The sequence below is a fragment of the Lacinutrix algicola genome, assembly GCF_001418085.1.
GTDB classification, from domain to species: Bacteria; Bacteroidota; Bacteroidia; order Flavobacteriales; family Flavobacteriaceae; genus Lacinutrix; species Lacinutrix algicola.
Genome location: NZ_LIQH01000033.1, coordinates 16,512 through 40,864 on the forward strand (window position 1 = coordinate 16,512; position 24,353 = coordinate 40,864).

Sequence of the window (24,353 nt, forward strand, 5' to 3'; positions counted from 1 at the left end):
AAGGTCGGGCTGTACACTATATCTTTTTTACGAAAAATAAAAAAGGATGCCGTTTCCATCCCTAACGCGAAATTATAACTCTTGTTTTAAAGTGGTAAAAATAGTAAGATTTTGTTAGCCAAAAAACAAGTATTGCTAATTGTTTTTTAATTTTGAAGGTAATATCCAATCGTTATGTGTAAAGTAGTTCCATTCTACATTTGCAACATCTGTTTTTGGATCTATAAGTTGTCTATAGGGCCTACTATTTACACTTACTTTAGCGTTAACAAAAACTTGTATATCCTCACCTTTATTTTTGTATTCCTTTTTTAAATATTGTGCAAATTGCCAAATACCATCTGGCTTAGAACTTACCAAACGAATTTGCTTTTTGGTAAGGTAATCACTCAATTTAATTGGAGTTTCTATTTTTGTTTTAATATTAACCACCTTAAAACTTGTGTTTCCAGATTTAGAACGCAACATCATGCGCCAAGCCATTCTGTGCCCTTCTTCGGTCCATAGAACATTATCTTCTATAAAATGATGACGAATTGGCAATAGTATTTGAATAATAAAATAGAGACTCCCAAAAGCAACTAAAACAGGCTTGTAGCTTGGTACAATAATTTCTGCTTTAGCATAATATTCTTTTCTCTTTAAAAAAAGATTTTTAATCGTTTCTGGATTAAAAAAGAATAACGAAAAAGCTAAAGACAAATACGGAAAGACACCAACCTGAAAAACAATAGAGTTAAACAAATGAAAGAAAATTGAAGCGAAAAAAGCATACTTTCTAGTTTGTTTAAATAGTAATAACGGAATTATTAATCCATCAAATAAAATACCTCCATAACCAACAAGGTATGGCATAAAATTATTTTGTAAAAAACCACCAATAATAGGATAGTTAACCTTGCCTTGCATTAATATTTTTGGCATGGTTAAATCTAACCAATCAGGATACATTTTAGCTTTAGAAGCATAAGTATAAAGTATCAATAATTGAATTACAAAAATCCATTTACACCAAGCAGGCATAGAAATACTTTTAATTTTAGGATTTAATTTTACATCTAGAGATGCATATTTATTTGCAGGCAAAAGAACCATAAATGCACTAAGCAAAACCAATAAATAATAATGATTATTATAGGATGTTTTTTGCATAAAATACACAGAACTCCACATTATAAAAAACAAAAAGGTACTCACTCTATATTTATATCCAAGCATTATAAGCAAGCCAAAACTACCCATAACAACATAATAAACATACATCCAGTCACCTGGTAATGGCTGCAACCACTCGAAACCTAAAAAAGTAAATGTAAACTTCGGTTCTACAAGTGTTCTTGTAATCCAGCCTGTAAAAATTGCTCCAACAGATTCTAAAAAACACAACAACCCAAAAATAATTCTAAAAACTATTAAGGCACTATTATCAATCTGTTTAAAAAGAAATTTATTGAGCATAATCAATTATAAATTGCAATGCGTTCGTTTTATCTTTTAATAATTGTTTTTTAAGTACATCAACCGATTCGAATTTCTTTTCATCACGAAGTCTTTCTAGTAATTCGATAGTTAATGTTTTACCGTATATTTTTTCATCAAAATTGAAAAAGTTGACTTCTATTGTTTGTGTTTTTCCGTTAACAGTTGGATTTGTACCAATATTCATCATACCAAAAACTGTGTTTTTATCTATTATAGATTTCACAATGTAAACGCCTTGCTTTGGTATTAATTTATAATTTTCACTACTATTAATATTTGCAGTTGGAAAACCTATTGTCCTCCCTAAACCTTTACCTTCTTCAACAATTCCAGAAATAATAAAAGGATATCCTAAATAACTATTAGCTGTTTTTATATCTCCATCTAATAATGCTGTTCTAATCTTTGTAGAACTTACAGCAACATCGTTTATATCTTGAGCAGTTATTTCTTCAACGTCAAAATTATACTGCTTACCAAAAGCCTTTAAGTCGTCTATGTTAGCTGTTCTGTTTCTACCAAAATGATGATCGTAGCCAATTATTACATGTTTTACTTTTAATTGCTTCACCAAAATAGACTCGACAAATTCCTTAGCTGTTAATCGAGAAAAATCTTTTGTAAATTTTTTAACCACTAAATTTTCAAGACCAAATTGTTTAAGAATCTGCTCTTTTTCACTTAAAGTATTTAATAGTTTAATGTCCGCATCTTTTTGCAAAACCATTCTTGGATGAGGAAAAAAGGTGAGAATAGTTGGTAATAAGTCTTTACCCTTACCAACTTCTATAAGCCGTTGAATAATTTTTTGATGCCCAATATGCACACCATCAAAGGTGCCAATGGTTACTACTGTATTTCTATTATCGATTAGATCTGGTTTCAACGCTTAACAATTTAATTACAAAAATAGAAAAAGCGGATTGAAATTACTTTCAATCCGCTTTTAAATATATATTGAGTAAAAATTACTCTTTAATAAACTTGATAGTTTTAGTTGCGTTTGCTGTGTTTAATTTTAAAAAGTAAACTCCTTTTGCGATTGCACTAACATTCACAGTCTCTAAGTTAGTAGTAGCCGTTAAAACTCTTTGACCTGTAACACTGTATACTTCAACACTTTCTAAAGCTACATCTATTCCTTTAATATTTAAAAGATTGTTTGTAGGATTAGGATAAACTGAAATTCCAGATAAACGAAACTCTTCAACGCTTAATGCATCTAAAATATTTAAAGAGTAATCTTCTACTTGTCCAAAGAAACCACTCTCACAAGGATCGTAACTATTATCTACATTATTTGTATTTTTCATACCTACTCTCATAGTAGTTCCTCCTAACACTGCGTCTGCAGGTACGTTTATAGATAGAGGAGATCCAGTACTTGGTTGGTTAACCATATTATTAATTGTACCTAAATCATACTCTTCTCCAGCATCATTAAAACTACAGTTTTGGTTCCAATCAATCCAAACTCTTACTACGTAAAAGAAAGCTCCATTAGTATCTAAATTAACTGTAATATCATGGTCAGTACCTCTTTCAATATCAGTGCTTATTGCAGTAAAATCTTCGTAAGGTATACTAGTAGAAGCTGCGTTTATATTATTAATAGTATTAAAAACAACACCTGTAATTCTATCTGCATCTGTTGTTTCTGGAACCGAAGCACATGGTCCTGCTGAAGCACTTAAAGTAAAGCAATTAGAATCTGAATCATTACAATTACGAGCATCTCCTGCTGCCGATACAGATACATTAAGATCATGATCACCTGTAGAAGATGTCATACTTGGTAACTGTATAATTTCAGATTCTCCATAAGCAAGAATTCCAGACCAAATATAATCTGTAGACGTTCCGTTATCTATGTCGTAACTAATTGTTGCTGTAGTTAAACCTGCAGTTCCCCAGTTAGTAATAATAACAGCTGGATTTAAATCTGTACCACAAGCAACATTCGTACTTTCAACAGCTATTTCAACATCTACAGCAACAGATGCTGGAGGAGTTCCTGCATTAGAAGAAGTTAATGAACTTCTAGCACCACCAATAACCGCTTGAATTCTATCTTTCTGCCCTTGAGTATATGTATCCATACATGAATCATCTGTATAATCCATATAGTTTTCAATCATATCTACACCTGCATCTAAAGGACAGCTATTTGTACCTGCTGGACATCCGTAATTTGGAGCAGCAGTTGCAGGAGTATCAGCAACACTATCTCCTCCGTTACAACCACCTTGGAAGGTATGAAACAATCCTAAGTAGTGTCCAACTTCATGAGTCATAGTACGACCTTTATCATAAGGTGCATTTAAAGGGAACGTTCCGTAATCCGAACTACCAAAAGTTGTATAGTTAGAAACTACACCATCAGTACTAGCAGATCCTCCTGGAAATTGAGCATAACCTAATAAACCTCCATTATTAAAACCTACCGACCACATATTCATATATTGAGAAGAATCCCAAATTGTACCTGGCTTTAAAACTTGCATTTGAGCTGTTAAATTGCTATTTATTTGATCAGTATTAGCACCTACACCTGTAAGTCCATCTTGACAAATATTAACTCTATCTATTCCATTTGTTGGACAACCGTCTGGTGTACGCTGTGCTAATACAAATTGAACCTCTGTATCAACTCCACCCATTGAACTTTGACCAGGTGTTCCAGCCATCATTCTAAAATCTTCATTCAATACAGTAATTTGAGATACTGCTTGATCGTATGAGATGTTTGGCCCTGTACCTATAGGCTCTCCATTATGGAATACGTGTATAACCACTGGTATAGTTACAACAACCATGCTATTTGAGCTAGTTCTTTTAGCCTTAGATTTAGCAATTTCTGTAGCTATTAAAGACTCAAAAGCATCACTACCCATCATATTTGGGTTAGCCTCTAGTAATTGCGCATTGTATTCATCAGATCCACATCTGTCAATCTGAGTATCATTCTTACTTTGTGCCAACGTAATAGTAGGTAAGCATAGTAATGCAAGAAGTAATAATTTGATAGTAGTTTTTTTCATATCAAAAATGGTATAAATAAATTAAAATTAAATTTTTTTTTTAAAAATAGTGAAATTTTATTAGCCAAAAAACAAGCAGTTGTTAAATGTTTCTATTTTGAAGGTATTATCTTATACTTGTGTAAAAAAAGCTCCTATTGCATCTTATCCTCATCAAATTTCAGCTCATTTATACAAAATGATTAAGATTACAAAAAAAAGCGGATTGAAATTACTTTCATCGCTTTTAATATTTTTAGTTAAAACTACTCTTTAATAAACTTAATAGTTTTAGTTGCAGTCTCAGCGTTTAACTTTAAAAAATAAATGCCCTTTGCAATAGTACTAACATTTATTATTTCTAAGCTAGTTCTTGTACCATATACTTTTTTACCCGTAACACTATAAATCTCAATACTCTCTAATCTATCTTCTAATTCCTTTATGTTTAAAACATCTTTTGTAGGGTTTGGAAATATTGAAACTCCTGATAAAGCAAATTCATTAACGCTTAATGAATTTGTAGAAATATTAGTATTTTCTATTGATGCAAAATCACCTCCTGCAAATATAACATCACCTGTTGATGTTGTTAAACCATAAGAACCAATACCATAAGTACAACATATACCATCTCCATAAGCATCTTCGATTGTAAATGTGTAACATTCGTTAGGATCTACATCAAATATTTCTGTATAACTAGTATTATTTGCATAAGAATTTCCTGAATACAGAACAGTTCCTGCTCCATTTTTAAATTCCCATGAAGTTTCATCACCGTAATCATCGGTTAATAAATTTAAAATTATTTGAGGAGTTGCAGGGTAAGATGTTGCTGCAGAAAAACTTTTACTATCAGTATCATTACAACTACGTGCATCTGCTGAGCTATTTACATCTACAATATTAGCATTGAATACTTGTGTCCCTCCAGCTGTTGTAATAACTGGTAATGCGATTTCATCATATTCACCATAAGCCAAAGAACCTGTCCAATTATAATTCAATACCGTTCCACCATCTACATTATAAGAAATGTTAGCAGTAGTTAGATTGCTTGTCCCCCAGTTTGTTATTTTAATGTTAGCATTCAATTCTGGATTACAATCTCCAACAGATAAACACTCTACAGTCACTTCAGCATCATTTGCTTCAACAGCAGGAGCAGTTGCTCCATTAGATGTTGCTAAACCGCTTCTAGGACCAGCAAGAACAGCTTGAACCCTAGCTTTTTGTCCTGCAGTAAATGTATTCATACAAGTATCGTCTGTATAGTCCATGTAATTTTCAATCATGTCTGTAGTAGAACAAGATTGGTGTCCTGTTGGACAACCATAGTTTGGTGCATCTACAGCAGGTGTATCAGCTACTTCATCACCAACTCCTGCACAACCTCCTTGAAAAGTATGATATAAACCTAAGTAATGACCTACTTCATGGGTCATTGTTCTTCCTTTATCGTAAGGAGCAGAAGTATTAAATGTACCATCGTTGTAATCCGAACTTCCAAAATAAGTATGCCCTGCACTTACTCCATCTGTACTTGCTGCACCACCAGGAAATTGAGCAAATCCTAAAATTCCATTTAAATCACCAACATATTTAGAAGACCACATGTTCATATATAAATCACGATCCCAAATTGTTTGAGTTTTCCAATAATCTACATCACTACTATTTGTTCCATCTTGACATATATTAACACGGTTAATACCATTTGTAATACAACCATCAGGCGTTTGTTTCGCCATAACAAAGTTAACCTCTACATCTACTCCTCCAGCTGTACTTTGTCCAGGTGTACCAGCGAGCATTCTAAAATCTTCGTTCATAACTGTAACTTGAGAAAGAACTTGCGCGTCACTAATGTTTGCACCAGTACCTAATGGCTCTCCATTGTGAAGCACATGAATAACAAGAGGGATAGTTACTACTACCATATTGTTTCTATTGCTATTATTACTTGTTACTCTAGCAATTTCAGTATCTATTTTATTTTTGAAATATTCACTACCCATCATATTTGGGTTAGTTTCTAGCAATCTAGCATTATAGTCATCAGATCCACATCTAATAATTTGCCCATCATTACTTTTACTTTGAGCCAGCACTAAAGCAGGCAAACAAAATAATGTTAGAAGAAATAATTTGAAAGTAATTTTTTTCATAACGACACTGTGTGTTAAATTTTAGTTAATTTTCTTTAAAAATAGTGAAAATTCAAACTATAATACAAAATATCGTTAATTTATTTTCCATTAAAACTATTCATAGTATTGTTTATTCCTGCAAGACCAAAAGATTTTATTAGCTCTATGCTTTTGTCTAATCGTTCTTCTAATTGAGAATTTTCATCATCAGTCCATTCACCTAGTACGTAATCTACCTGCCTTCCTTTACTAAAAGCATCACTTATACCAAACCTAAAACGATTGTACTTTGTAGTATTTAATTTCTCTTGAGTATCTTTTAAACCGTTGTGACCGCCATCGCTTCCTTTCATCTTTACTCTTATACTACCAAACGGAAGATTTAAATCATCAGTAATAACCAGCAAATTCTCTAATGGTATTTTCTCTTTTGTTAACCAATATAAAATAGCTTTACCACTTAAATTCATATAAGTGTTTGGTTTTAAGAAAATAAAAGTTCTTCCTTTTATTTTATAGGTTGCGATATCTCCAAGTTTTTGAGTTTCGAAGGTTAATTCTTCTTTTTTAGCGAAGTAATCTAAAATTTTAAATCCAATATTATGACGTGTGTTTGCATATTCTCCACCTATATTTCCTAGGCCAACAATTAAAAATTTCTTCATAGGGTTTGTTTCTTCAACAATGCTTGTTTTCTTATTTCTTTTAAAATATTTAATAATACACTCAAACATATTTAAAATTATTTTAGTAAAAATAAAAAAGCATCCTGAATATTTCAGGATGCTTTAATAATTTCTTTAAAAGAATGAATCTTTATTCAGCTGCAGCTTCTTCAGTTGCTTCTCCTTCTTCTTCATCATCTTCATCTACAGTAATAGCAGCTCTAGAACGTCTTACTAAACATACTACAGTGTTATCTGGGTGCATGAATGTATACTTTTCTGATGCTAATTTACCAATATATAGTTTATCACCAATTTTAAGATCTTCAATGTTAGTATCGATAAAATCTGGTAAGTTTCCTGGTAAAGCTTTAACTCTTAAACTACGTTTGTTTTTACGTAAAACACCACCATTTCTAACTCCTCTTGGGTTTCCAACATAATTTACTGGAATATCCATAGTAATTTCCTTATCCTCAAATACTTGATAGAAATCTACGTGTAAAATTCTATCTGTAACTGGATGAAATTGGATGTCTTGTAAAATAGCATTAAAAGTTTCTCCACCTTCTAATTCGATTACAACTGTATGCGCATTAGGTGTGTACACCAATTTAGAGAATGCTAATTCAGCTGCTGAAAAATGTACTGATTTGTCTCCTCCGTATAATACGCAAGGAACCTGACCAGCATTACGTAAGGCTTTAGTTGCTTTGCCGCCCACGCTTTCTCTTTGAGATCCGTTGATTGTAATTGACTTCATTTTATTATTTATATTTAATTATTAATATACTTATTCAAATAACCGATTAAGGTTACATTAAAAATTTTGAACTAATCGATTTGTTAAAGTGTACATTATGCATTACTTCAGCAAATAAATCTGCACAACTTATAACTTTAATCTTTTTACTTTTTTGTTTTAGCGGAATTGAATCTGTTACAATTAGCTCCTCTAGCTTAGAATTTTCTAATCTTTCGTAAGCATTACCAGATAATATTGGATGTGTACATATAGCTCTTACACTTAATGCACCACGCTCCATCATTAAATCGGCAGCTTTAGTTAGTGTTCCAGCAGTATCAACCATATCGTCTACTAAAACTACATTTTTACCAGTTACATCACCAATTAATTCCATATGAGAAATCACATTAGCTTTGGCACGTTGCTTATAACATATTACTACATCACTTTCTAGTGCTTTAGAATATGCATATGCTCTTTTACTTCCACCCATATCTGGAGAAGCAATAGTTAAATTATCTAAATTTAATTCTTTTAGATAAGGTAAAAATACAGTCGATGCAAATAAATGATCTACTGGTTTTTCAAAGAACCCTTGAATTTGATCTGCATGCAAATCCATGGTAATAATTCTAGTAGCACCTGCTACTTCAAGCATTTTAGCAACTAATTTCGCTGCAATTGGCACTCTTGGTTTGTCTTTTCTATCTTGTCTTGCCCATCCAAAGTATGGTAAAACTGCTGTTATATGTCTAGCAGAAGCACGCTTTGCGGCATCAAGCATTAATAACATTTCCATTAAATTTTCAGAACTTGGATTTGTAGATCCAATTATAAAAATTCTTGAACCACGAATAGACTCTTCGTAAGATGGTTGAAATTCGCCATCACTATAAGTAGACGTAATCACGTTACCTAATTGGGCACCATATGCCGCTGCTATTTTCTCGGCTAAAGTTTTACTTTGCGTTATTGAAAAAATTTTTGCGTCTGGCTTAGTATTTGGCATCGTAAAAATGGTTTAAAGTAGTGGAAAACACTACGTTATTTTTAATGAGGTGCAAATTTATAACTTTTTTTTATCTATGAAGCATAATCCTTACTATTTTTAGGACAATTAATAAAAAAAGATATATTTTTGCATGCACAATTTGCTCAAATGGCGGAATTGGTAGACGCGTTGGATTCAAAATCCAATTTCTTCGGAAGTGTGGGTTCGATTCCCACTTTGAGTACAACAAAAAGCATCAATTTAAAAGTTGATGCTTTTCTCTTTTTATTATATATTTACGTCTCCCTAAATATAATTTACAATGCTTCAAGAATTATGGTTTAATATACAGTACGGAATTAATCACGTACTAGACATTAATGCTTACGATCACGTATTATTTTTAATCGTTTTAACCGTGCCTTATTTATTTAAAGATTGGAAACGCATTTTTATGTTAGTCACAATATTTACTGTTGGCCACACCTTATCTCTTATCTTGTCTACTTACGGAGCAGTTAAAATTTCGGGCAACCTTGTAGAATTCTTAATTCCTATTACTATATTAATTGTTGCTCTTTTTAACGTCTTCACTTCTGGTAAAGGAGCCCAGAAAGAAAAAATTGGTATACTTTTTATTTCAACGCTGTTTTTTGGACTTGTACATGGATTAGGATTTGCAAGAGAGTTTCAGTTATTAGTTGGTGGAGAAGATAACAAACTCTTAACACTTCTTGAATTTGCTTTAGGTATAGAAATAGCTCAGGTAATAATTGTATTTATTATTCTATTTTTAGGATATATAATGCAAACAGTCTTCAGGTTTAATAAACGCGACTGGATAATGGTTGTCTCGGCAATTGTTGTTGGTTTAGTAATCCCGATGTTACTAAATAGCCCTTATATAAGATAGAATACAATAAAGTTTTCATAAATCTTCATTAATTGAATTGTAATTAAAACACTAACACGCTATCTTCGTTGTTATTAGTGAAACATGCACTATGGATTCTCAATATTTAAGATTTACTCAAATAGTTTTTGAGTGCTTAAATACAAAAAGATAAGAAAGACCTAAAGTCAATATGTCAAAAATCAAACAGTATAAATACGATAAAGCCTATTTAAGAATTGCTAAAGAGTGGGGAAAACTATCTCATTGCGAACGCAAGCAAGTTGGAGCTGTAATTGTAAAAGAACGCATGATTATTAGCGATGGTTTTAACGGAACTCCAACAGGATTTGAAAACTATTGTGAAGATGACGAAGGCTACACAAAATGGTATGTTTTACACGCAGAAGCTAATGCCATTTTAAAAGTAGCATCTTCTACACAATCTTGTAAAGGAGCTACACTATATATAACACTATCACCTTGTAAAGAATGTAGCAAATTAATACACCAAGCTGGCATAGTTCGTGTAGTTTATAAAGATGGATACAAAGACGATTCTGGTCTTCGTTTCTTAGAAAAAGCAGGTATTGAAATTGTTCAAATTAAAGATCTTACTGCTTAAAAAGTTTAATACAAATGAAATTGAAAACAAAATACCTCCCTCTACTTTTAGGCGCGGCTATTGCGGTTGGTGTTTTTATAGGCGGCTCTCTAGATTTTAATGATAAATCTGACAGTCTTTTTACATCAAACAGCAAAAAAGACAAACTTAACAGACTTATAGATTACATTGACCACGATTATGTTGAAGATGTAAATACCGATAGCATTGTAGATGTTACTGTTAATGGTATTTTAGAAAATCTAGATCCACATTCTGTATACATCCCAAAAGAAGACATGCAAAGTGTTACCGAAAATATGAAAGGTGATTTTGTAGGTATTGGAATTAGTTTTTACACACACCACGACACTATTACAGTAATTAAAACTATAGAAAGCGGACCGAGTGAACGTGCAGGATTAAAAGGTGGAGACAGAATAATTACAGCAGATGGCGATTCTATATTTGGACGAGACATAACAAATGGAGACTTAGCTAAAAAGCTTAAAGGCAAAAAAAATACAGATGTCACTTTAAAAGTTATTAGAAAAGGAGAAGAAAATCCATTAGAATTTAAAATAACCAGAGACAATATTCCAATTGTAAGTGTTGATGCTGCCTACATGTTATCCGAAAATTTAGGTTACATAAAAATCAATCGTTTTGCAGAATCTACCTATAAAGAATTTAAAAAAGCATTAACAAGACTTAAAAAGGAAGGCGCAACAGAAATGGTTTTAGACCTTAGAGGAAATCCTGGTGGCTTTTTAGGTATTGCAGAAAGTATTGTTGATGAATTTCTTGAAGACGACAAACTCATTCTTTTCACAAAAAACAAAAGAGGCAAAATTGAAAAAAACTTCGCAACTGGAAAAGGCTCTTTTGAAGATGGTCATGTTTATGTTTTAATAGACGAAAACTCGGCATCAGCAAGTGAAATTGTAGCAGGAGCATTACAAGACAATGACAAAGGAACCATTGTTGGCCGTCGTTCTTACGGAAAGGGACTTGTACAACGCGAAATGCAACTGGGAGACGGAAGCGCAGTAAGACTTACGGTTTCTCGTTATTACACTCCTACAGGCCGCTCTATTCAACGCGCTTACGAAAAAGGAAATAGAGATTATTTTGACGATTATTATTCTAGAATAAATAGTGGCGAATTGCTAGACCCTGAAAAGATTGAAATTGCAGATTCTTTAAAATTCACGACGCCTAAAGGAAAAGTAGTTTACGGCGGCGGCGGTATAATACCAGATGTTTTTGTACCATTAGACGAAGGCATGCAAAATGAGACTATAACATTTTTAGACCGCAGAGGATTTATAAGAAGTTTTGTTTTCGAGCAATTAGAAAAAGACCGAACTATTTATAAAGACATCTCTAAAGAAGACTTTTTAATTAATTTTGAAGTTACAGATCAAGTGGTTGAAGATTTTCAAGATTATTTAAATGAAAAACGAAATACTAATATTGTTTTTATTGTTTACAAGACCGAAATGAAACAGTATATTAAAGCGGCTTTTGCAGATCAGCTTTTTGGAAATGGCACATACGAAGAAGTCATTAACCAAAAAGATATTATGATAAACGAAGTTATAAACTTGAGTTTAAATAAAGATTAGTATTCTTGCATTATAAGTATGCAAGAATACTTAGTGCTTATCGTGAACTTTAGTCTGCTTACCGTTATTCCAAAGTGTTAGAATATCTGTAGCAACATGTGCACCACTACCAGAAGCTATTGCAAATTGACTGCGCCAACCTGCCAATGTACCAGCCACATATAAATTATCATCAACTAAATGATTTATATTTTCTAGCCAAATTCTATCCTTTTCTATTGCTGCTCTTGGATGTGGTTTTATATAATCTTCTAAACCATCAATATTAAGTAAATTAGTATAGCCTACTGCAACAACAACACGCTTAGTATTGTATACTTTTTTATTAGTAGTAACTAAAAAGCCTTCTGCTATTTTAGAAATTCCATTTACTTTTTCATTTTCAATTTGAAGCACTTCAGGATACAGCTCTGTTAATTGCTGAACACCATCTGATAAAATATCCTTGCCTAATGTACCAGGTTTTAATCCTAACACATTATTAAACAAAGCATTTTGTAAATGAGAGCTTTTTTGATGTGTAATAATAGCTACTTTTCTACCTTCAGCAAATGGTTTTTTCAAACCAGAACCCAAAACAAGAGCACAAGACAAACCTGCTGCACCACCACCAATAATAAGAGTATCTAGCATTAGCCCTTGCTTTTTGCTTCAATTTTTTTAGAAACTCTTAAAACCTGAAGCAACAATATTGCACAAAGTGAAGCTACAATAGTAATGACAGCAATCATGCTTTCATCTTTAAAAAACCCTTGAAAATCTAGCTTTGTAGCATTGTAAATTATTAATCCTACTGCAATAATATTAAGTATAAGTGTAAATATTTTCATAATACAAATCTAAGCAAAAAGAATCTTAACGTTATGAGCAAATAGCTTAATTGAAATAGCTAATAATATAACTCCAAATACTTTTCTAATAATACTTATTCCGTTTTGTCCTATAAAACGCTCTATTCTACTAGATGTTTTTAAAACAATATAAATTAAAAGAACATTCAATAATACTGCAATAATAATATTACTTATTTCGTATTCTGCTCTAAGCGATAATAACGTTGTTAAACTTCCTGGACCTGCAATTAAGGGAAAAGCCAATGGAAATACAGAAGCCGTCATTGGGTTAGTATCTTCTTCCTTATATAAGGTAATACCTAAAATCATTTCTAATGCAATAAAAAATAATATAAGAGATCCTGCAACAGCAAAAGAGCTTACGTCTATACCAATTAAGTTTAATATGCTTTTTCCTAGAAATAAAAATGCAATTAATATTACTCCAGCAATAATTGAAGCCTTTTCACTTTGTATATGGCCTGCTTTTTTACGTAAGTCTATAATAATAGGAATGTTACCAATAACATCTATCACGGCAAACAGCACCATAAATACTGTAAATATTTCTTTAAAATCCAAACTCATAACTAAATTTCTTAAATTTTCGGCAAAAGTACTCCTTAATAAAAGATTTCCAAGATTAAATTAATATTAAATTATAGTTGAAATTTAATATCTTAAAATTGAAGAATTTCGTCTTATCTTTGTATTCCATTCGAGTTTAAATTAAGTATGTTTCAAATAGGAAAAACAATAGTATCAGAGTCTATTATAGAAAACGATTTTGTTTGTAATTTATCAGCATGTAAAGGTGCTTGTTGTATTGATGGCGACGCTGGTGCGCCTTTAACAGAAGAGGAAGCGGGAATTCTTGAGGATATCTATCCAAAAGTAAAACCATTTTTAAGACAAGAAGGAATTGATGCCATCGAAGCACAAGGCACTTCTATAGTAGCCGATTTTGGCGAACTAGAAACTCCCTTAATTAACGGAGCAGATTGTGCTTACGTTATCTTCGATGATAAAAAAACAGCATTATGCGCTATCGAAGAAGCCTATAATCAAGGAGAAATAACATGGAAAAAACCCATTTCCTGCCATTTATACCCTATTAGAATAAAAGAATACACAGAGTTTTCTGCTGTTAATTATGATAAATGGGAAATCTGTGACGATGCTTGTAGTCTAGGTAAAGAACTTCAAGTACCTGTTTACAAATTTGTAAAAGAAGCATTGGTTAGAAAATTTGGTGCAGACTGGTACACCGAATTAGAGAAAGTTGCAGAAACAATGAAATAGTTAATATATTCTTTTTTCACTCTAAGCCTTTTCTTTTATAATTTACTCACTTAGTATTTTTATTCAAAATTAAACTGATTACAGAATAACATTTAATGTTCTTTTACAGCATTTAACTATTCGTTTTAAAACAAATACTTTGCTGTAATAGTAATTAAATTAATGCTAAAATCTGCTTAGTGAATTTTAAAATATAATCAACAAAAAAACATACTTTTTTTTGAAAAAATTTAACTGATTGCTCCAACATTTTTTTGCTTAAAAAGCTTATTTTTATTGGCTTTTATTTTTTCAAATTCCCTTATTTTATTGCTTGTAGCACGATTTTCGTGTTTTTAAATTTCTATTAATCAGTGAATTATGTAAGTGTTCCGTAATTCACTGAAAGACAAGGCAGACACTACGTTGTTAAAAACTTGTTGACAACGTTTAGAAGAAATTCTTTCATTTTTAAGTACAATTGTCAATCTTTGTATAACGCAAAATAAAGTAGATTTTCTATTGTTTTATGTTTGTTAAAAAAGGAGAAATAGAAAATCAATTTTTTTCAAAAAACACGCTCTTTTTATTACCTAAGATAAAAAGAAAAATATAACACAATTTTACAGTTTTACTAAATATTTTTTGAATGAAGTACATTCAATAAACAACCCGCTATTTGATTGAAAATTATGGAAATTACACAAATTATAAAAAGAGATTACGAAACAACTCCTTTTGTTTTAAATAAAATCTCTAACGCTATAGAAAAAGCAATGCTTTCTGTAGGCAATGGAACGAAAGAAGATGCTCATGAGATTTCTTCTAACGTTTTAAAAACATTAATAGGTAGAAAAGAAGAAGATAGCAAATACCTTCCAACTGTAGAACAGGTTCAAGATCTTGTTGAAGATAAGCTAATGGAGAGCGCGTTTCACGATGTAGCTAAAGCTTATATTTTATACAGAGATGAGCAAACAAGAAACAGAAAAACAAATATTTTTGAAAAGCGCATAAACCTAAAGCCTTACGAATATCCAGCACTTAACGAATATGTAGATGCTATTAGACATTCGTACTGGATTCATTCTGAATTTAACTTCACCAGTGATATTCAAGATTTTAAAACAAAACTTACAATAGTAGAGCAAAATGCTATTAAAAATACAATGCTTGCCATTTCTCAAATAGAAGTTGCTGTAAAAAGTTTTTGGGGGGACTTGTATAACAAAATGCCGAAACCAGAAATAGGATCTGTAGGTGCAACTTTTGCTGAAAGTGAAGTAAGACATCATGATGCTTATTCGCATTTATTAGAAATTTTAGGTTTAAACAACGAGTTTAAAAACCTAAAAAAGAAACCGGTAATAATGCGTCGTGTTCAGTATTTAGAAACAGCATTAAAAAACGCGAAAAGCGAAGACAATAAAGAATTTTCAGAATCTATCTTATTATTCTCTCTGTTTATAGAGCATGTGTCTTTATTTTCTCAGTTTTTAATAATTATGGCTTTCAACAAACATAAAAACATGCTTAAAGGTGTGTCTAATGTTGTTGAGGCAACGTCTAAAGAAGAACAGATTCATGGTGATTTTGGAATCGATATTCTTAAAATAATAAAAACAGAAAATCCAACATGGTTTGATGCAGAACATGCAGCTCAAGTACAAGAACTATGTAAAGAAGCGTTCGAGTCTGAAAGTAATATTGTAGACTGGATTTTCGAAGCTGGAGAATTAGATTTCTTACCAAAAGATGTTATCAACGAGTTTCTTAAAAATCGTTTTAATAACTCTTTAGAAAGTATTGGAATTGGAAAAGTGTTTGAAGTAGACGAAACACTTATCGCAAAAACCGAATGGTTTGATGATGAAATTATTGGGACTAAACATGGAGATTTCTTTGTTAAGCGATCAATAAACTATAGTAAAAGAACAAAAAGTATAACTAGCGACGACCTATTTTAATATGAGCAACGAAACGAAACAAAATACAGAGGCAAATTTAGGCCAAGATGCAAAAGCATCAAATTATGATGAATTAATTAACGCTAGAAAAGAAACTATTAAAGAAGCTACTAAGCAACCAGAGATTAAATGGTTGACAGAAAATAGCCGTAAATTTTTAGCTTCAGGATATTTAACAGGTGATACTACACCAGAAGAACGTATTAGAGAAATTGCAGAAAATGCAGAGTCTATTTTAAAAATAGATGGTTTCGCAGATAAGTTTTATGGTTATATGGCTGAAGGTTATTATTCATTAGCTTCTCCGGTATGGTCTAACTTTGGAAAAAGAAGAGGTTTACCAATTAGCTGTTTTGGTTCGCATATAGACGATGATATGGGAGATATTCTATATACACAGTCTGAAGTAGGAATGATGTCTAAATTAGGAGGTGGTACTTCTGGTTACTTTGGTAAATTAAGACATAGAGGCGCTCCTGTAAAAAATAATGGAGAATCTTCTGGAGCTGTACATATCATGCAACTGTTTGAAAAAATGGTGGATGTGGTAAGTCAAGGTTCTGTAAGAAGAGGTCGTTTTTCGCCATACTTGCCAATAGAACATGCAGATATTCATGAGTTTTTAGAAATAGGAACAGAGGGAAACCCAATACAAGAGTTAACGCACGGTGTAACTGTTGGGAATGACTGGATGCAAGAAATGATTGATGGCGATCAAGAAAAAAGAGCCATTTGGGCAAAAGTATTACAACGTAGAGGAGAGATAGGCTATCCTTATATCTTCTTTAGAGATAATGCTAACAATACAGCACCAGATGTGTATCAAGATAAGAATCATGAAATTTACGCAAGTAATCTATGTTCGGAAATCATGTTACCAACAAACGAAAGATGGTCGTTTGTATGTGTATTATCTTCAATAAACGTATTACATTACGATAAGTGGAAAGATACAGACGCAGTAGAAACTATGGTACAGTTTTTAGATGCTGTTTTAGAAGAGTTTATTACTAAGTTAGAAGATTATAGAGATTCTGATAGTAGAGACGATAGGCAAACGTTCATGTTCATGGAAAAAGCTTATAATTTCTCTAAGGAAAATAGAGCTTTAGGTTTAGGTGCTTTAGGATGGCACTCTTTATTACAATCTAAAATGTTACCTTTTGATAGTCAAGAAGCATTTAATTTAAATAGTGAAATATTTAAAACCATTCAAGAGAAATCTATCAAAGCATCTGAAGGATTAGCCGAGTTATTAGGTGAACCTGAAGTATTAAAAGGTTACGGAAGACGTAATACTACATTAAATGCTGTAGCGCCAACAACATCTTCTGCTTTTATTTTAGGACAAGTATCTCAAGGTATCGAGCCAATTTGGTCTAACTGTTATGTAAAGGATATTGCTAAAATAAAAACAACTATTAAAAACCCATTTTTAGTAGAGCTTTTAAAAGAAAAAGGATTAAACACTGTAGATACTTGGAAGAGTATACGTGATTATGATGGTTCTGTACAGCATTTAGAAGGATTAACAGATCAGGAGAAAGAGGTATTTAAAACCTATTCTGAAATAGATCAAATGACATTAATCTATCAAGCAGCAAATAGACAAAACCATATCGATCAAGGACAATCTTTAAACATAATGGTGCATCCAGATATGCCAGTTAAAGAGATTAACAATATATATGTTACTGCGTGGAAATTAGGAGTTAAATCTCTGTATTACCAACACAGTATGAATGCAGCTCAGAAATTCAAGCAAAAGAAAGAGTGTGCTAGTTGTGAAGGATAATTTAGTACTGTTTAAATAAAAGTTTAAGAAAAACCATCTTGAAATATAGATGGTTTTTTAAGGCTCAATTTTGAACTGTTAAAACCAGCATAAAGTATTGTTAAACAAAGGTTTCCATGTTTTTTTTAGTTAAAAACTTGTTGACAACGTTTGTCAAACAAATTAGCCTTCAAAGAAAAATTAAGAGTATTTTTATATAAATGATTGTAAAACAAATAAGGAGTTAGAAAAAAAAAAAAAATGGAATATTTCTGTATAAAGAAATATCCCACTTGGTTTTTTGTTTACAAATATAGGTGTCGGATCCAATTTTGTAGTACAACATAGAAATGAGGTTAACTCACCTCTCTTTTCGTTCTTCAAACCTACGAAATTAGAATCTTTCAGCCAAGTTAAATATTTCAACTGATAGCAAAATTGTTGATAAACCGCATTATATAAGACTTTATGTGTCTAATAATTTATCAACTAATCTGCTATAGTATGTTAACAACTAGAATTTCACTTAATTAAAGTGGTGTTCAAATTAAAAATTTAATAAACATGAAGAATAATTACGTAATATCAATAAATCAATTAGCAGCTTTTTCTAAAGCTACAGAATCTGGAAAAAAAAGAATCATTAAACAGCAGAAGCAACCAAATAAGTTTTTGGTTTCATGGTATCAATTGTCTAAAGCAAGAATAAAAAAATCAATTGCTAATAATTGTGATTTAGAGCCAGTTTTTAAGGGCATTGAAGAACTCAAACTTAGGAGACCTGAAAAGCCTAGACAGATTTCTGATAAGCAGGTTTCTTTAGAAGCATTGAGACGCTTTGTCAATATAAAGCTTCCTAAATTACTTAAAGATATACCACATGATTTAATAAAAAAAGTTCCTTCTAAATCCATAAAAATTAGTGGAGTAGAAATTATTATTTCACCAGATGTGATTTATAAACTTAAAATAAATGGTAAAGTTTATATAGGAGCTGTAAAGATTCACATATCTAAAAATAATATTTTTGATAACCAACAGTCTAGATGTATTTCAGGTTTAATATATAAGTACCTAAAAGAAGTTGTTGCATTAGAAGGAGAAGAAGTTTTAGAAGAGCTTTGTTTATCAATAGATGTCTTTGGTGACAAAGCAATTTCTACACCATATAATCTCCCTAAAGTCTTAAATGACATTGAGTTAATTTGTAAGAAGTAAAATCAATTTGGAACGCTGCCTAAATAACTGAACACCTCAATTTGAGGTGTTCAATTTAAAAGTTTAAATCTGGAAAAAAGAAACTTCTGTCCAGAACCTAATATTTTATTAGTTGAGTTTGAGATTTCAAATATATAAAATGATTAGGCAAAAAGAGGATTCATATTGTTTAATTAAATACCAATTATTATGGCGAAGGCTACAATAACTAAGCACAGAAGTGCAAAAACAGGTAGATATGTGACTGAAAGATTTGCGAAAAATCATAAGTCAACTACTGTGAAAGAAACTAGAAAAAAATAGTTTTAAAATTGAAAAAGCATCCATAATTAGGATGCTTTTTTATATACAAAATTCAAAACAACAAGACTACAAACCATAATCCAATGGTAAAACATCTCCAATTCTTTGATTTGCCATAAATCCACCAAACAATACTTTTTCTATTGGCGAGTGATTGCCATATGCATCTATAAAAAAGCGTTTTACTTCACTTTTAATGGCAGACTGCCTGCCTTTGCATAGAATATTAAGCTTTATAGGAATAACAACCTCAGTAACCTCTAAACTATCATTTTTATAAACACTAATGTGTAATGAAGGATCTACTTGATAGCTGCCTTTAAATATTTTAAATTTTTCTTCTTTAAGTCTATCATTTGCAACAGCTCTCATAAAATGCAATGCAGAGCCCATGTATGCTTTTTTTCTGTTTTTTAATGCGCGCTTATGCTTTTTTGAGTCTACATTTTCAAAAAAAGTTGTTCCAGAATAAGCTACAGAAGCTACTGTTTTAAACGCTTTTTCTAAATCTAAATTAGACTCTACATCTATATTATAATCAATATAGAAGTCTTTTAAATCGTATTTAACAACATAATCTAAAGCTTCATTTTTTACAATTATTGGTGCTTTAGCAGAAGCAATTAATTGTTTAGTATCTCTTTCAAAATTTAAAACAAGAGCATCTTCATTTAAAATAGTACACTTATTTGCAAATTCAGATCTTCCTAAAAACTCTCTTCTAAATTGTTTAAGCTTAAACTCTCTAGACCACTCGTCTTTACTATCTAAAAGAACCTCTTCTAAAGTATTAACATCTTCTTTTAGCTTAAACACCTTCTTAGTCTCAAAGTTTTCTATTGAAGTAATTTTTGTTTCATATCCTACAAAAGACACTACCAATGGTGCATTAATAGGCTGTTTTAATTCGATAAAAAATTCACCATCAAAGTTTGTAGTCGTACCTATAGAAGTATTATCGAAATAAACAGAAGCTCCAATTATTGGGTCATTAGTTTTTTCGCTTAAAACGACACCACTTAATTCTTGTGCAAATGAAGATAAGAAAGATAGAAATAATATTAAAAAGGAAATGTTTTTCATAGATATAAAGTTGTTAATCCTCTACTACAGTCCCTGGAAATTTACTTTCCAACTCTGCTTGAAACTCTTCCATTACTGGTCGCACGGTACTCTCTGGTAAATCGGATATTTTAATATACATTAAACCATCTACCGCGTTATTAAATAATGGATCGACATTAAAACCTATAAGTCTACAGTTTTGCTTAATATACTTTTTAAGAAGCACAGGCAGTCTTAAAGCTCCTGGTTCTATTTCGTCTATTATCTTATCGAATTTATTTAAATCTGCTTCTGTAGCATCAAAAACAAAATCTTTATCGGCATCATTAAGTTTTACCTTAAATTCCTTTTTAGGATGAACGTATTGAGCCACATAAGGATCGTAATAATGAGATTTCATAAACTCAATCATTAACGATTTAGAGAAATTTGAAAACTGATTACTAATACTAACACCACCAATAAGGTATTTATGTTCTGGATAGCGTAATGTAGTATGTACAATACCTTTCCAAAGTAAAAATAAAGGCATTGGTTTTTGTTGGTATTCTTTTATAATAAAAGCACGTCCTAACTCTAAAGACTCGCTCATCATTTTATACAACTCTGGCTCAAAACGGAATAAATCTTGAAGATAAAAACCATCGATACCATATTTTTCGAAAATTTTAGCTCCTAATCCCATTCTATAAGCTCCAGCTAATACTTTAGCTTCGCTATCCCATAAAAACATGTGGTGATAGTATGTGTCAAAATCGTCTAAATCTATAGCCTCATTTGTACCTTCTCCAACTGCTCTAAATGTAATTTCTCTAAGTCTTCCTATTTCTCTAAGTATGTTAGGAATATCTTGAGCTGGCGCTAAATACACCTCATAATTTTTGCTTACAAGTAATCGCTTATCCTTTTTAAGCAAGTTCTCAACCTCCTTAATCATTGTAGCAGAATCTACAGGAGTTACAATCTTTTTAGGTGTTTTAGGCACTTTTAAACTAGACGAAATACTACTTATTCTTTTCTCTTTTTGTTCGAAAGCATTAGATAACATATAGGTTTTACGTCTAATAAAATCTGTAAATTCTCCTAAAGTTTTATGTTCGTCTTGAGCTTTAACCGTAATTGGTTTTCCCACTCTTACTTTTATTGTTCGGTGTTTTTGCGTTAGCAACTCCGAAGGCAGTTTTGCTGTTCTAAAGATGTCACTAATTTTAGATAACTTATAAAATAGCTTACTGTTTTGAGCGTGAAAATAAATAGGAACAATAGGAACATTGGCTTTTTGAGCTAATTTCATGGCTGCTTCTTCCCATGGCTTATCTACCATTAATTTACCGTCTTTATAAGTAGAAACTTCTCCGGCAGGAAATATACCTAATGGATGACCTTCTCTTAAATGCATGATTGCATTTTTAAAACCAGCAATGCTTGACTTTACATCCTTACGATCTTCAAAAGGATTAACAGGCATTATATATGGCTTCATTGGCTCAATACGATGTAATAAAAAATTAGCTATTATTTTAAAATCGTCTCTTTGTTCAAGCATTAATTTTAATAACAATATACCGTCTATTCCTCCTAACGGATGATTAGAAACTGTAATGTATGCACCATCTTTTGGAAGTCTTTTTAAATCTTCTTCGGGAATTTCAAATTTAATTTGAAACTCACCTAAAATAGCATCTAAAAACTTTATACCGCTTAAATGTTTGTTACGACTATAGATTCTATTAAGTGTAGATATTTTTAAAACTTTCATCAATAGCCAGCCCGTAAACGTTCCAAATACTCCGTATTTTTCTAGGTTTATAGCTTTTGAAACTTCTTTTGCAGAGACTAAAGACATAGTTGTTTTTTCTGTTTTTTATAGCTTACAAATGTAAGCAATAGATTATTGAGTTACAATTTGTACTGTTTCTTGAAACAACTGCTTCAAAAACACGGTTTTATCTTGTTCTAAACTTTTTATTGCTGTTTCGTTGTAATGTCTAATGGTAAATAATGAAACATTTTCATGACATTCTACCTTAAATTTAGCTTTTAAATGTAACAGCAGTTTTTCTAAATTATTGAAGGTGTTTTCAAAACACACCGAAAAACTAATTGCCGAATTCTGTATCACATCAACCTTCATTTTATAAAGCGCTAACAAATTAAAAATCTCGCTTATATTTTCTTCAACCACATAAGAGAAATCTAAAGTAGATAAGGATAATAAAACTTGATTTTGTTTTAAAATAAAACATGGCACTTTAGGCTCGATACCTTGAGATTTATTAACAGTTGTTCCTGCATTTTCAGGATTAATAAAAGATTTTACATGTAAAGGAATTTCCTTACGCTGCAAAGGTTGTAATGTTTTTGGATGAATTACAGATGCACCATAAAAAGCAAGTTCTATAGCCTCTGTATAAGAGATAGTATTTAATAATTGTGTATTATTAAAATAACGCGGATCTCCATTTAAAACACCTGGAACATCTTTCCATATTGTAACACTTTGCGCATTTAAACAATATGCAAAAATAGCCGCTGTATAATCACTACCTTCTCTACCTAATGTGGTTGTAAAATTATTACTATCGCTTGCTATAAAACCTTGTGTAATGTACAAAGTAGACTCTTTAACTTTGCTAATAATACTGTTTTGGGTGATTTCCCAATTTACATTTGCTCGACGATAATAATCATCGGTTTTAATACATTGCCTAACATCTAGCCAAGTATTATTTATGTGCAAACTATTTAAATAATGACTAATAATAGTTGTAGAAACTAACTCACCATAACCAATAACTTGATCGTATATAAAATTATAATTCGGAGACTTATTACTTTTAAAAAACTGTAATAACTCATTAAAAAGTGCTTGGACAGTAATAAAAACTTGATCTTGTTGGTTGTTAAACAAATCCATCATAATAGTACGATGGTAGTTTTTCACAGTATCTAATTCTGCTATAAAAGTGTTTTTTTCGTTTAAATACTTGTCTATTACAACTTCTAAGGCATTTGTAGTTTTACCCATTGCAGAGACTACAATAAGCGTGTTTTCATGACCTACTTTTTCAAGTACTTTTACTACATTTTTTACACCATTAGCATCTTTTACAGAAGCTCCACCAAACTTAAATACTTGCACTATATATTGTTTAAATAATTTTTAATTCCATTTTCATTTAAATGTACAACATCCCAATCTCGCATAACATTTGCTCCTTTTTTTTCGTAAAACGTAATTGCAGGTTCGTTCCAATCTATAACCTCCCAACTTATGCGCTTAACACCCATTGCATTGCCATGTTTAACAACTTCGTTTAAAAGTTCGGTTCCTAAACCACTACCTCTCATGCTTTTTCTTACAATTAAATCTTCAAGGTGCAAAACCTCGCCTTTCCAGGTAGAATAACGCTTATAAACCAGTGCTGCACCAACTATTTCGTTCTCATTTTCTGCAACAAAGCAAGTAAATTTTGGCTGTTTACCATAACCATCTTCTTCAAGATTATCTACTGTAACTTCAACAGCATCAGGTTCTTTTTCAAAAATAGCGAGTTCTACGATTAGGTCGTGAACACTTTTCATATCATTTTTAGTTGCTAGACGTATTGAACTCTTCATATTTAAAACAATTTGGAAACCAAATATAGTTTAAAGTTAAATAAGGTAAGATATTAAGTTTTACGAAAACGCAATAGTTTGCTAAAAAAAACGATATTTGCAAAAGCG

General features: G+C 31.4%; 21 protein-coding genes and 1 tRNA gene. 8 read left to right on the forward strand and 14 right to left on the reverse strand.

Annotation, left to right across the window (positions count from 1 at the left end):
* Positions 1-135 precede the first annotated feature (135 nt).
* From ASC41_RS07485 to ASC41_RS07515, 7 genes are all read right to left on the reverse strand, one after another.
* Positions 136-1,458 carry an HTTM domain-containing protein gene (locus ASC41_RS07485; RefSeq protein ID WP_055436020.1) on the reverse strand — a complete coding sequence of 441 codons (1,323 nt, stop codon included), beginning with the start codon at positions 1,456-1,458 and terminating at the stop codon, positions 136-138.
* Positions 1,448-2,368: a bifunctional riboflavin kinase/FAD synthetase gene (locus ASC41_RS07490; RefSeq protein ID WP_055436021.1), complete on the reverse strand. Its 921-nt coding sequence runs from the start codon at positions 2,366-2,368 to the stop codon at positions 1,448-1,450. The genes ASC41_RS07485 and ASC41_RS07490 overlap by 11 nt, the downstream gene beginning before the upstream one ends.
* 82 nt (positions 2,369-2,450) lie before the next feature.
* A complete protein-coding gene (locus tag ASC41_RS17120; RefSeq protein ID WP_055436022.1) occupies positions 2,451-4,523 on the reverse strand; it encodes a M43 family zinc metalloprotease in 2,073 nt (690 codons plus the stop codon).
* Between the two features lie 245 nt (positions 4,524-4,768).
* Positions 4,769-6,673 carry a M43 family zinc metalloprotease gene (locus ASC41_RS07500; protein WP_055436023.1) on the reverse strand — a complete coding sequence of 635 codons (1,905 nt, stop codon included), beginning with the start codon at positions 6,671-6,673 and terminating at the stop codon, positions 4,769-4,771.
* Positions 6,674-6,753: 80 nt separating this feature from the next.
* Positions 6,754-7,320, reverse strand: coding sequence for an aminoacyl-tRNA hydrolase (pth, locus tag ASC41_RS07505; RefSeq protein WP_152971438.1), 567 nt, complete (start codon positions 7,318-7,320; stop codon positions 6,754-6,756).
* A gap of 151 nt (positions 7,321-7,471) precedes the next feature.
* On the reverse strand, positions 7,472-8,083 hold the full coding sequence (locus ASC41_RS07510; RefSeq protein WP_055436025.1) for a 50S ribosomal protein L25/general stress protein Ctc: 612 nt from the start codon (positions 8,081-8,083) through the stop codon (positions 7,472-7,474).
* A gap of 52 nt (positions 8,084-8,135) precedes the next feature.
* Positions 8,136-9,077 (reverse strand): ribose-phosphate pyrophosphokinase, encoded by a 942-nt coding sequence (locus ASC41_RS07515; protein ID WP_055436026.1) that lies wholly within the window; start codon positions 9,075-9,077, stop codon positions 8,136-8,138.
* Between the two features lie 144 nt (positions 9,078-9,221).
* On the opposite strand from ASC41_RS07515, the gene ASC41_RS07520 reads away from it, so the two are divergent.
* The 4 genes from ASC41_RS07520 to ASC41_RS07535 all read left to right on the forward strand — a co-directional run bounded on the left by ASC41_RS07520 (position 9,222) and on the right by ASC41_RS07535 (position 12,183).
* Positions 9,222-9,303, forward strand: a tRNA-Leu gene (locus ASC41_RS07520).
* 78 nt (positions 9,304-9,381) lie between these two features.
* Positions 9,382-9,972: a HupE/UreJ family protein gene (locus ASC41_RS07525; RefSeq protein ID WP_055436027.1), complete on the forward strand. Its 591-nt coding sequence runs from the start codon at positions 9,382-9,384 to the stop codon at positions 9,970-9,972.
* Between the two features lie 172 nt (positions 9,973-10,144).
* A complete protein-coding gene (locus ASC41_RS07530; RefSeq protein ID WP_055436028.1) occupies positions 10,145-10,576 on the forward strand; it encodes a deoxycytidylate deaminase in 432 nt (143 codons plus the stop codon).
* Between the two features lie 14 nt (positions 10,577-10,590).
* A complete protein-coding gene (locus ASC41_RS07535) occupies positions 10,591-12,183 on the forward strand; it encodes a S41 family peptidase (protein WP_055436029.1) in 1,593 nt (530 codons plus the stop codon).
* A 30-nt stretch (positions 12,184-12,213) separates the two neighbouring features.
* On the opposite strand, the gene ASC41_RS07540 is transcribed toward ASC41_RS07535, so the two are convergent.
* The 3 genes from ASC41_RS07540 to ASC41_RS07550 are packed head-to-tail and all read right to left on the reverse strand — an operon-like array spanning position 12,214 to position 13,604.
* Positions 12,214-12,816 carry an FAD-dependent oxidoreductase gene (locus ASC41_RS07540; RefSeq protein WP_055436030.1) on the reverse strand — a complete coding sequence of 201 codons (603 nt, stop codon included), beginning with the start codon at positions 12,814-12,816 and terminating at the stop codon, positions 12,214-12,216.
* Positions 12,816-13,013, reverse strand: a complete 198-nt coding sequence (locus ASC41_RS07545) for a hypothetical protein (RefSeq protein WP_055436031.1) — start codon at positions 13,011-13,013, stop codon at positions 12,816-12,818. Before ASC41_RS07545 ends, ASC41_RS07540 begins: the two co-directional genes overlap by 1 nt.
* A 9-nt stretch (positions 13,014-13,022) precedes the next feature.
* Positions 13,023-13,604 (reverse strand): MarC family protein, encoded by a 582-nt coding sequence (locus ASC41_RS07550; protein ID WP_055436032.1) that lies wholly within the window; start codon positions 13,602-13,604, stop codon positions 13,023-13,025.
* A gap of 147 nt (positions 13,605-13,751) precedes the next feature.
* Between ASC41_RS07550 and ASC41_RS07555 the strand changes: the two genes are divergently transcribed.
* The 4 genes from ASC41_RS07555 (at position 13,752) to ASC41_RS07570 (ending at position 19,256) form a co-directional block, all read left to right on the forward strand.
* Positions 13,752-14,318, forward strand: coding sequence for a DUF3109 family protein (locus ASC41_RS07555; protein WP_055436033.1), 567 nt, complete (start codon positions 13,752-13,754; stop codon positions 14,316-14,318).
* Positions 14,319-14,989: 671 nt separating this feature from the next.
* A complete protein-coding gene (locus ASC41_RS07560; protein ID WP_055436051.1) occupies positions 14,990-16,264 on the forward strand; it encodes a ribonucleotide-diphosphate reductase subunit beta in 1,275 nt (424 codons plus the stop codon).
* A gap of 1 nt (position 16,265) precedes the next feature.
* Complete coding sequence (locus tag ASC41_RS07565; RefSeq protein WP_055436034.1) at positions 16,266-18,059, forward strand: ribonucleoside-diphosphate reductase subunit alpha; 1,794 nt, start codon at positions 16,266-16,268, stop codon at positions 18,057-18,059.
* Positions 18,060-18,602: 543 nt separating this feature from the next.
* On the forward strand, positions 18,603-19,256 hold the full coding sequence (locus ASC41_RS07570) for a hypothetical protein (RefSeq protein ID WP_055436035.1): 654 nt from the start codon (positions 18,603-18,605) through the stop codon (positions 19,254-19,256).
* Positions 19,257-19,625: 369 nt separating this feature from the next.
* Here the strand turns inward: ASC41_RS07570 and ASC41_RS07575 are convergent, their stop codons facing one another.
* The 4 genes from ASC41_RS07575 to ASC41_RS07590 are packed head-to-tail and all read right to left on the reverse strand — an operon-like array spanning position 19,626 to position 24,245.
* The gene (locus ASC41_RS07575) at positions 19,626-20,642 is read right to left on the reverse strand and encodes a carboxypeptidase-like regulatory domain-containing protein (RefSeq protein WP_055436036.1); all 1,017 of its coding nucleotides are present in this window, start codon (positions 20,640-20,642) and stop codon (positions 19,626-19,628) included.
* A gap of 13 nt (positions 20,643-20,655) precedes the next feature.
* The gene (locus tag ASC41_RS07580) at positions 20,656-22,470 is read right to left on the reverse strand and encodes a GNAT family N-acyltransferase (protein WP_055436037.1); all 1,815 of its coding nucleotides are present in this window, start codon (positions 22,468-22,470) and stop codon (positions 20,656-20,658) included.
* A 45-nt stretch (positions 22,471-22,515) separates the two neighbouring features.
* Positions 22,516-23,766: an aspartate kinase gene (locus ASC41_RS07585; RefSeq protein ID WP_055436038.1), complete on the reverse strand. Its 1,251-nt coding sequence runs from the start codon at positions 23,764-23,766 to the stop codon at positions 22,516-22,518.
* A complete protein-coding gene (locus tag ASC41_RS07590; protein WP_055436039.1) occupies positions 23,766-24,245 on the reverse strand; it encodes a GNAT family N-acetyltransferase in 480 nt (159 codons plus the stop codon). The genes ASC41_RS07585 and ASC41_RS07590 overlap by 1 nt, the downstream gene beginning before the upstream one ends.
* Between the last annotated feature and the right edge of the window lie 108 nt (positions 24,246-24,353).

Bases quoted from the DNA above. Each gene is read 5' to 3' on its own strand.
- ASC41_RS07525 (WP_055436027.1), top strand. From the start codon at position 9,382: ATGCTTCAAGAATTATGGTTTAATATACAGTACGGAATTAATCACGTA.
- ASC41_RS07565 (WP_055436034.1), top strand. From the start codon at position 16,266: ATGAGCAACGAAACGAAACAAAATACAGAGGCAAATTTAGGCCAAGAT.
- pth (WP_152971438.1), bottom strand. From the start codon at position 7,320: ATGAAGAAATTTTTAATTGTTGGCCTAGGAAATATAGGTGGAGAATAT.
- ASC41_RS07550 (WP_055436032.1), bottom strand. From the start codon at position 13,604: ATGAGTTTGGATTTTAAAGAAATATTTACAGTATTTATGGTGCTGTTT.
- ASC41_RS07510 (WP_055436025.1), bottom strand. From the start codon at position 8,083: ATGAAGTCAATTACAATCAACGGATCTCAAAGAGAAAGCGTGGGCGGC.
- ASC41_RS07560 (WP_055436051.1), top strand. From the start codon at position 14,990: ATGGAAATTACACAAATTATAAAAAGAGATTACGAAACAACTCCTTTT.
- ASC41_RS07570 (WP_055436035.1), top strand. From the start codon at position 18,603: ATGAAGAATAATTACGTAATATCAATAAATCAATTAGCAGCTTTTTCT.
- ASC41_RS07485 (WP_055436020.1), bottom strand. From the start codon at position 1,458: ATGCTCAATAAATTTCTTTTTAAACAGATTGATAATAGTGCCTTAATA.
- ASC41_RS07580 (WP_055436037.1), bottom strand. From the start codon at position 22,470: ATGTCTTTAGTCTCTGCAAAAGAAGTTTCAAAAGCTATAAACCTAGAA.
- ASC41_RS07540 (WP_055436030.1), bottom strand. From the start codon at position 12,816: ATGCTAGATACTCTTATTATTGGTGGTGGTGCAGCAGGTTTGTCTTGT.
- ASC41_RS17120 (WP_055436022.1), bottom strand. From the start codon at position 4,523: ATGAAAAAAACTACTATCAAATTATTACTTCTTGCATTACTATGCTTA.
- ASC41_RS07500 (WP_055436023.1), bottom strand. From the start codon at position 6,673: ATGAAAAAAATTACTTTCAAATTATTTCTTCTAACATTATTTTGTTTG.
- ASC41_RS07575 (WP_055436036.1), bottom strand. From the start codon at position 20,642: ATGAAAAACATTTCCTTTTTAATATTATTTCTATCTTTCTTATCTTCA.
- ASC41_RS07515 (WP_055436026.1), bottom strand. From the start codon at position 9,077: ATGCCAAATACTAAGCCAGACGCAAAAATTTTTTCAATAACGCAAAGT.
- ASC41_RS07535 (WP_055436029.1), top strand. From the start codon at position 10,591: ATGAAATTGAAAACAAAATACCTCCCTCTACTTTTAGGCGCGGCTATT.
- ASC41_RS07555 (WP_055436033.1), top strand. From the start codon at position 13,752: ATGTTTCAAATAGGAAAAACAATAGTATCAGAGTCTATTATAGAAAAC.
- ASC41_RS07530 (WP_055436028.1), top strand. From the start codon at position 10,145: ATGTCAAAAATCAAACAGTATAAATACGATAAAGCCTATTTAAGAATT.
- ASC41_RS07545 (WP_055436031.1), bottom strand. From the start codon at position 13,013: ATGAAAATATTTACACTTATACTTAATATTATTGCAGTAGGATTAATA.
- ASC41_RS07590 (WP_055436039.1), bottom strand. From the start codon at position 24,245: ATGAAGAGTTCAATACGTCTAGCAACTAAAAATGATATGAAAAGTGTT.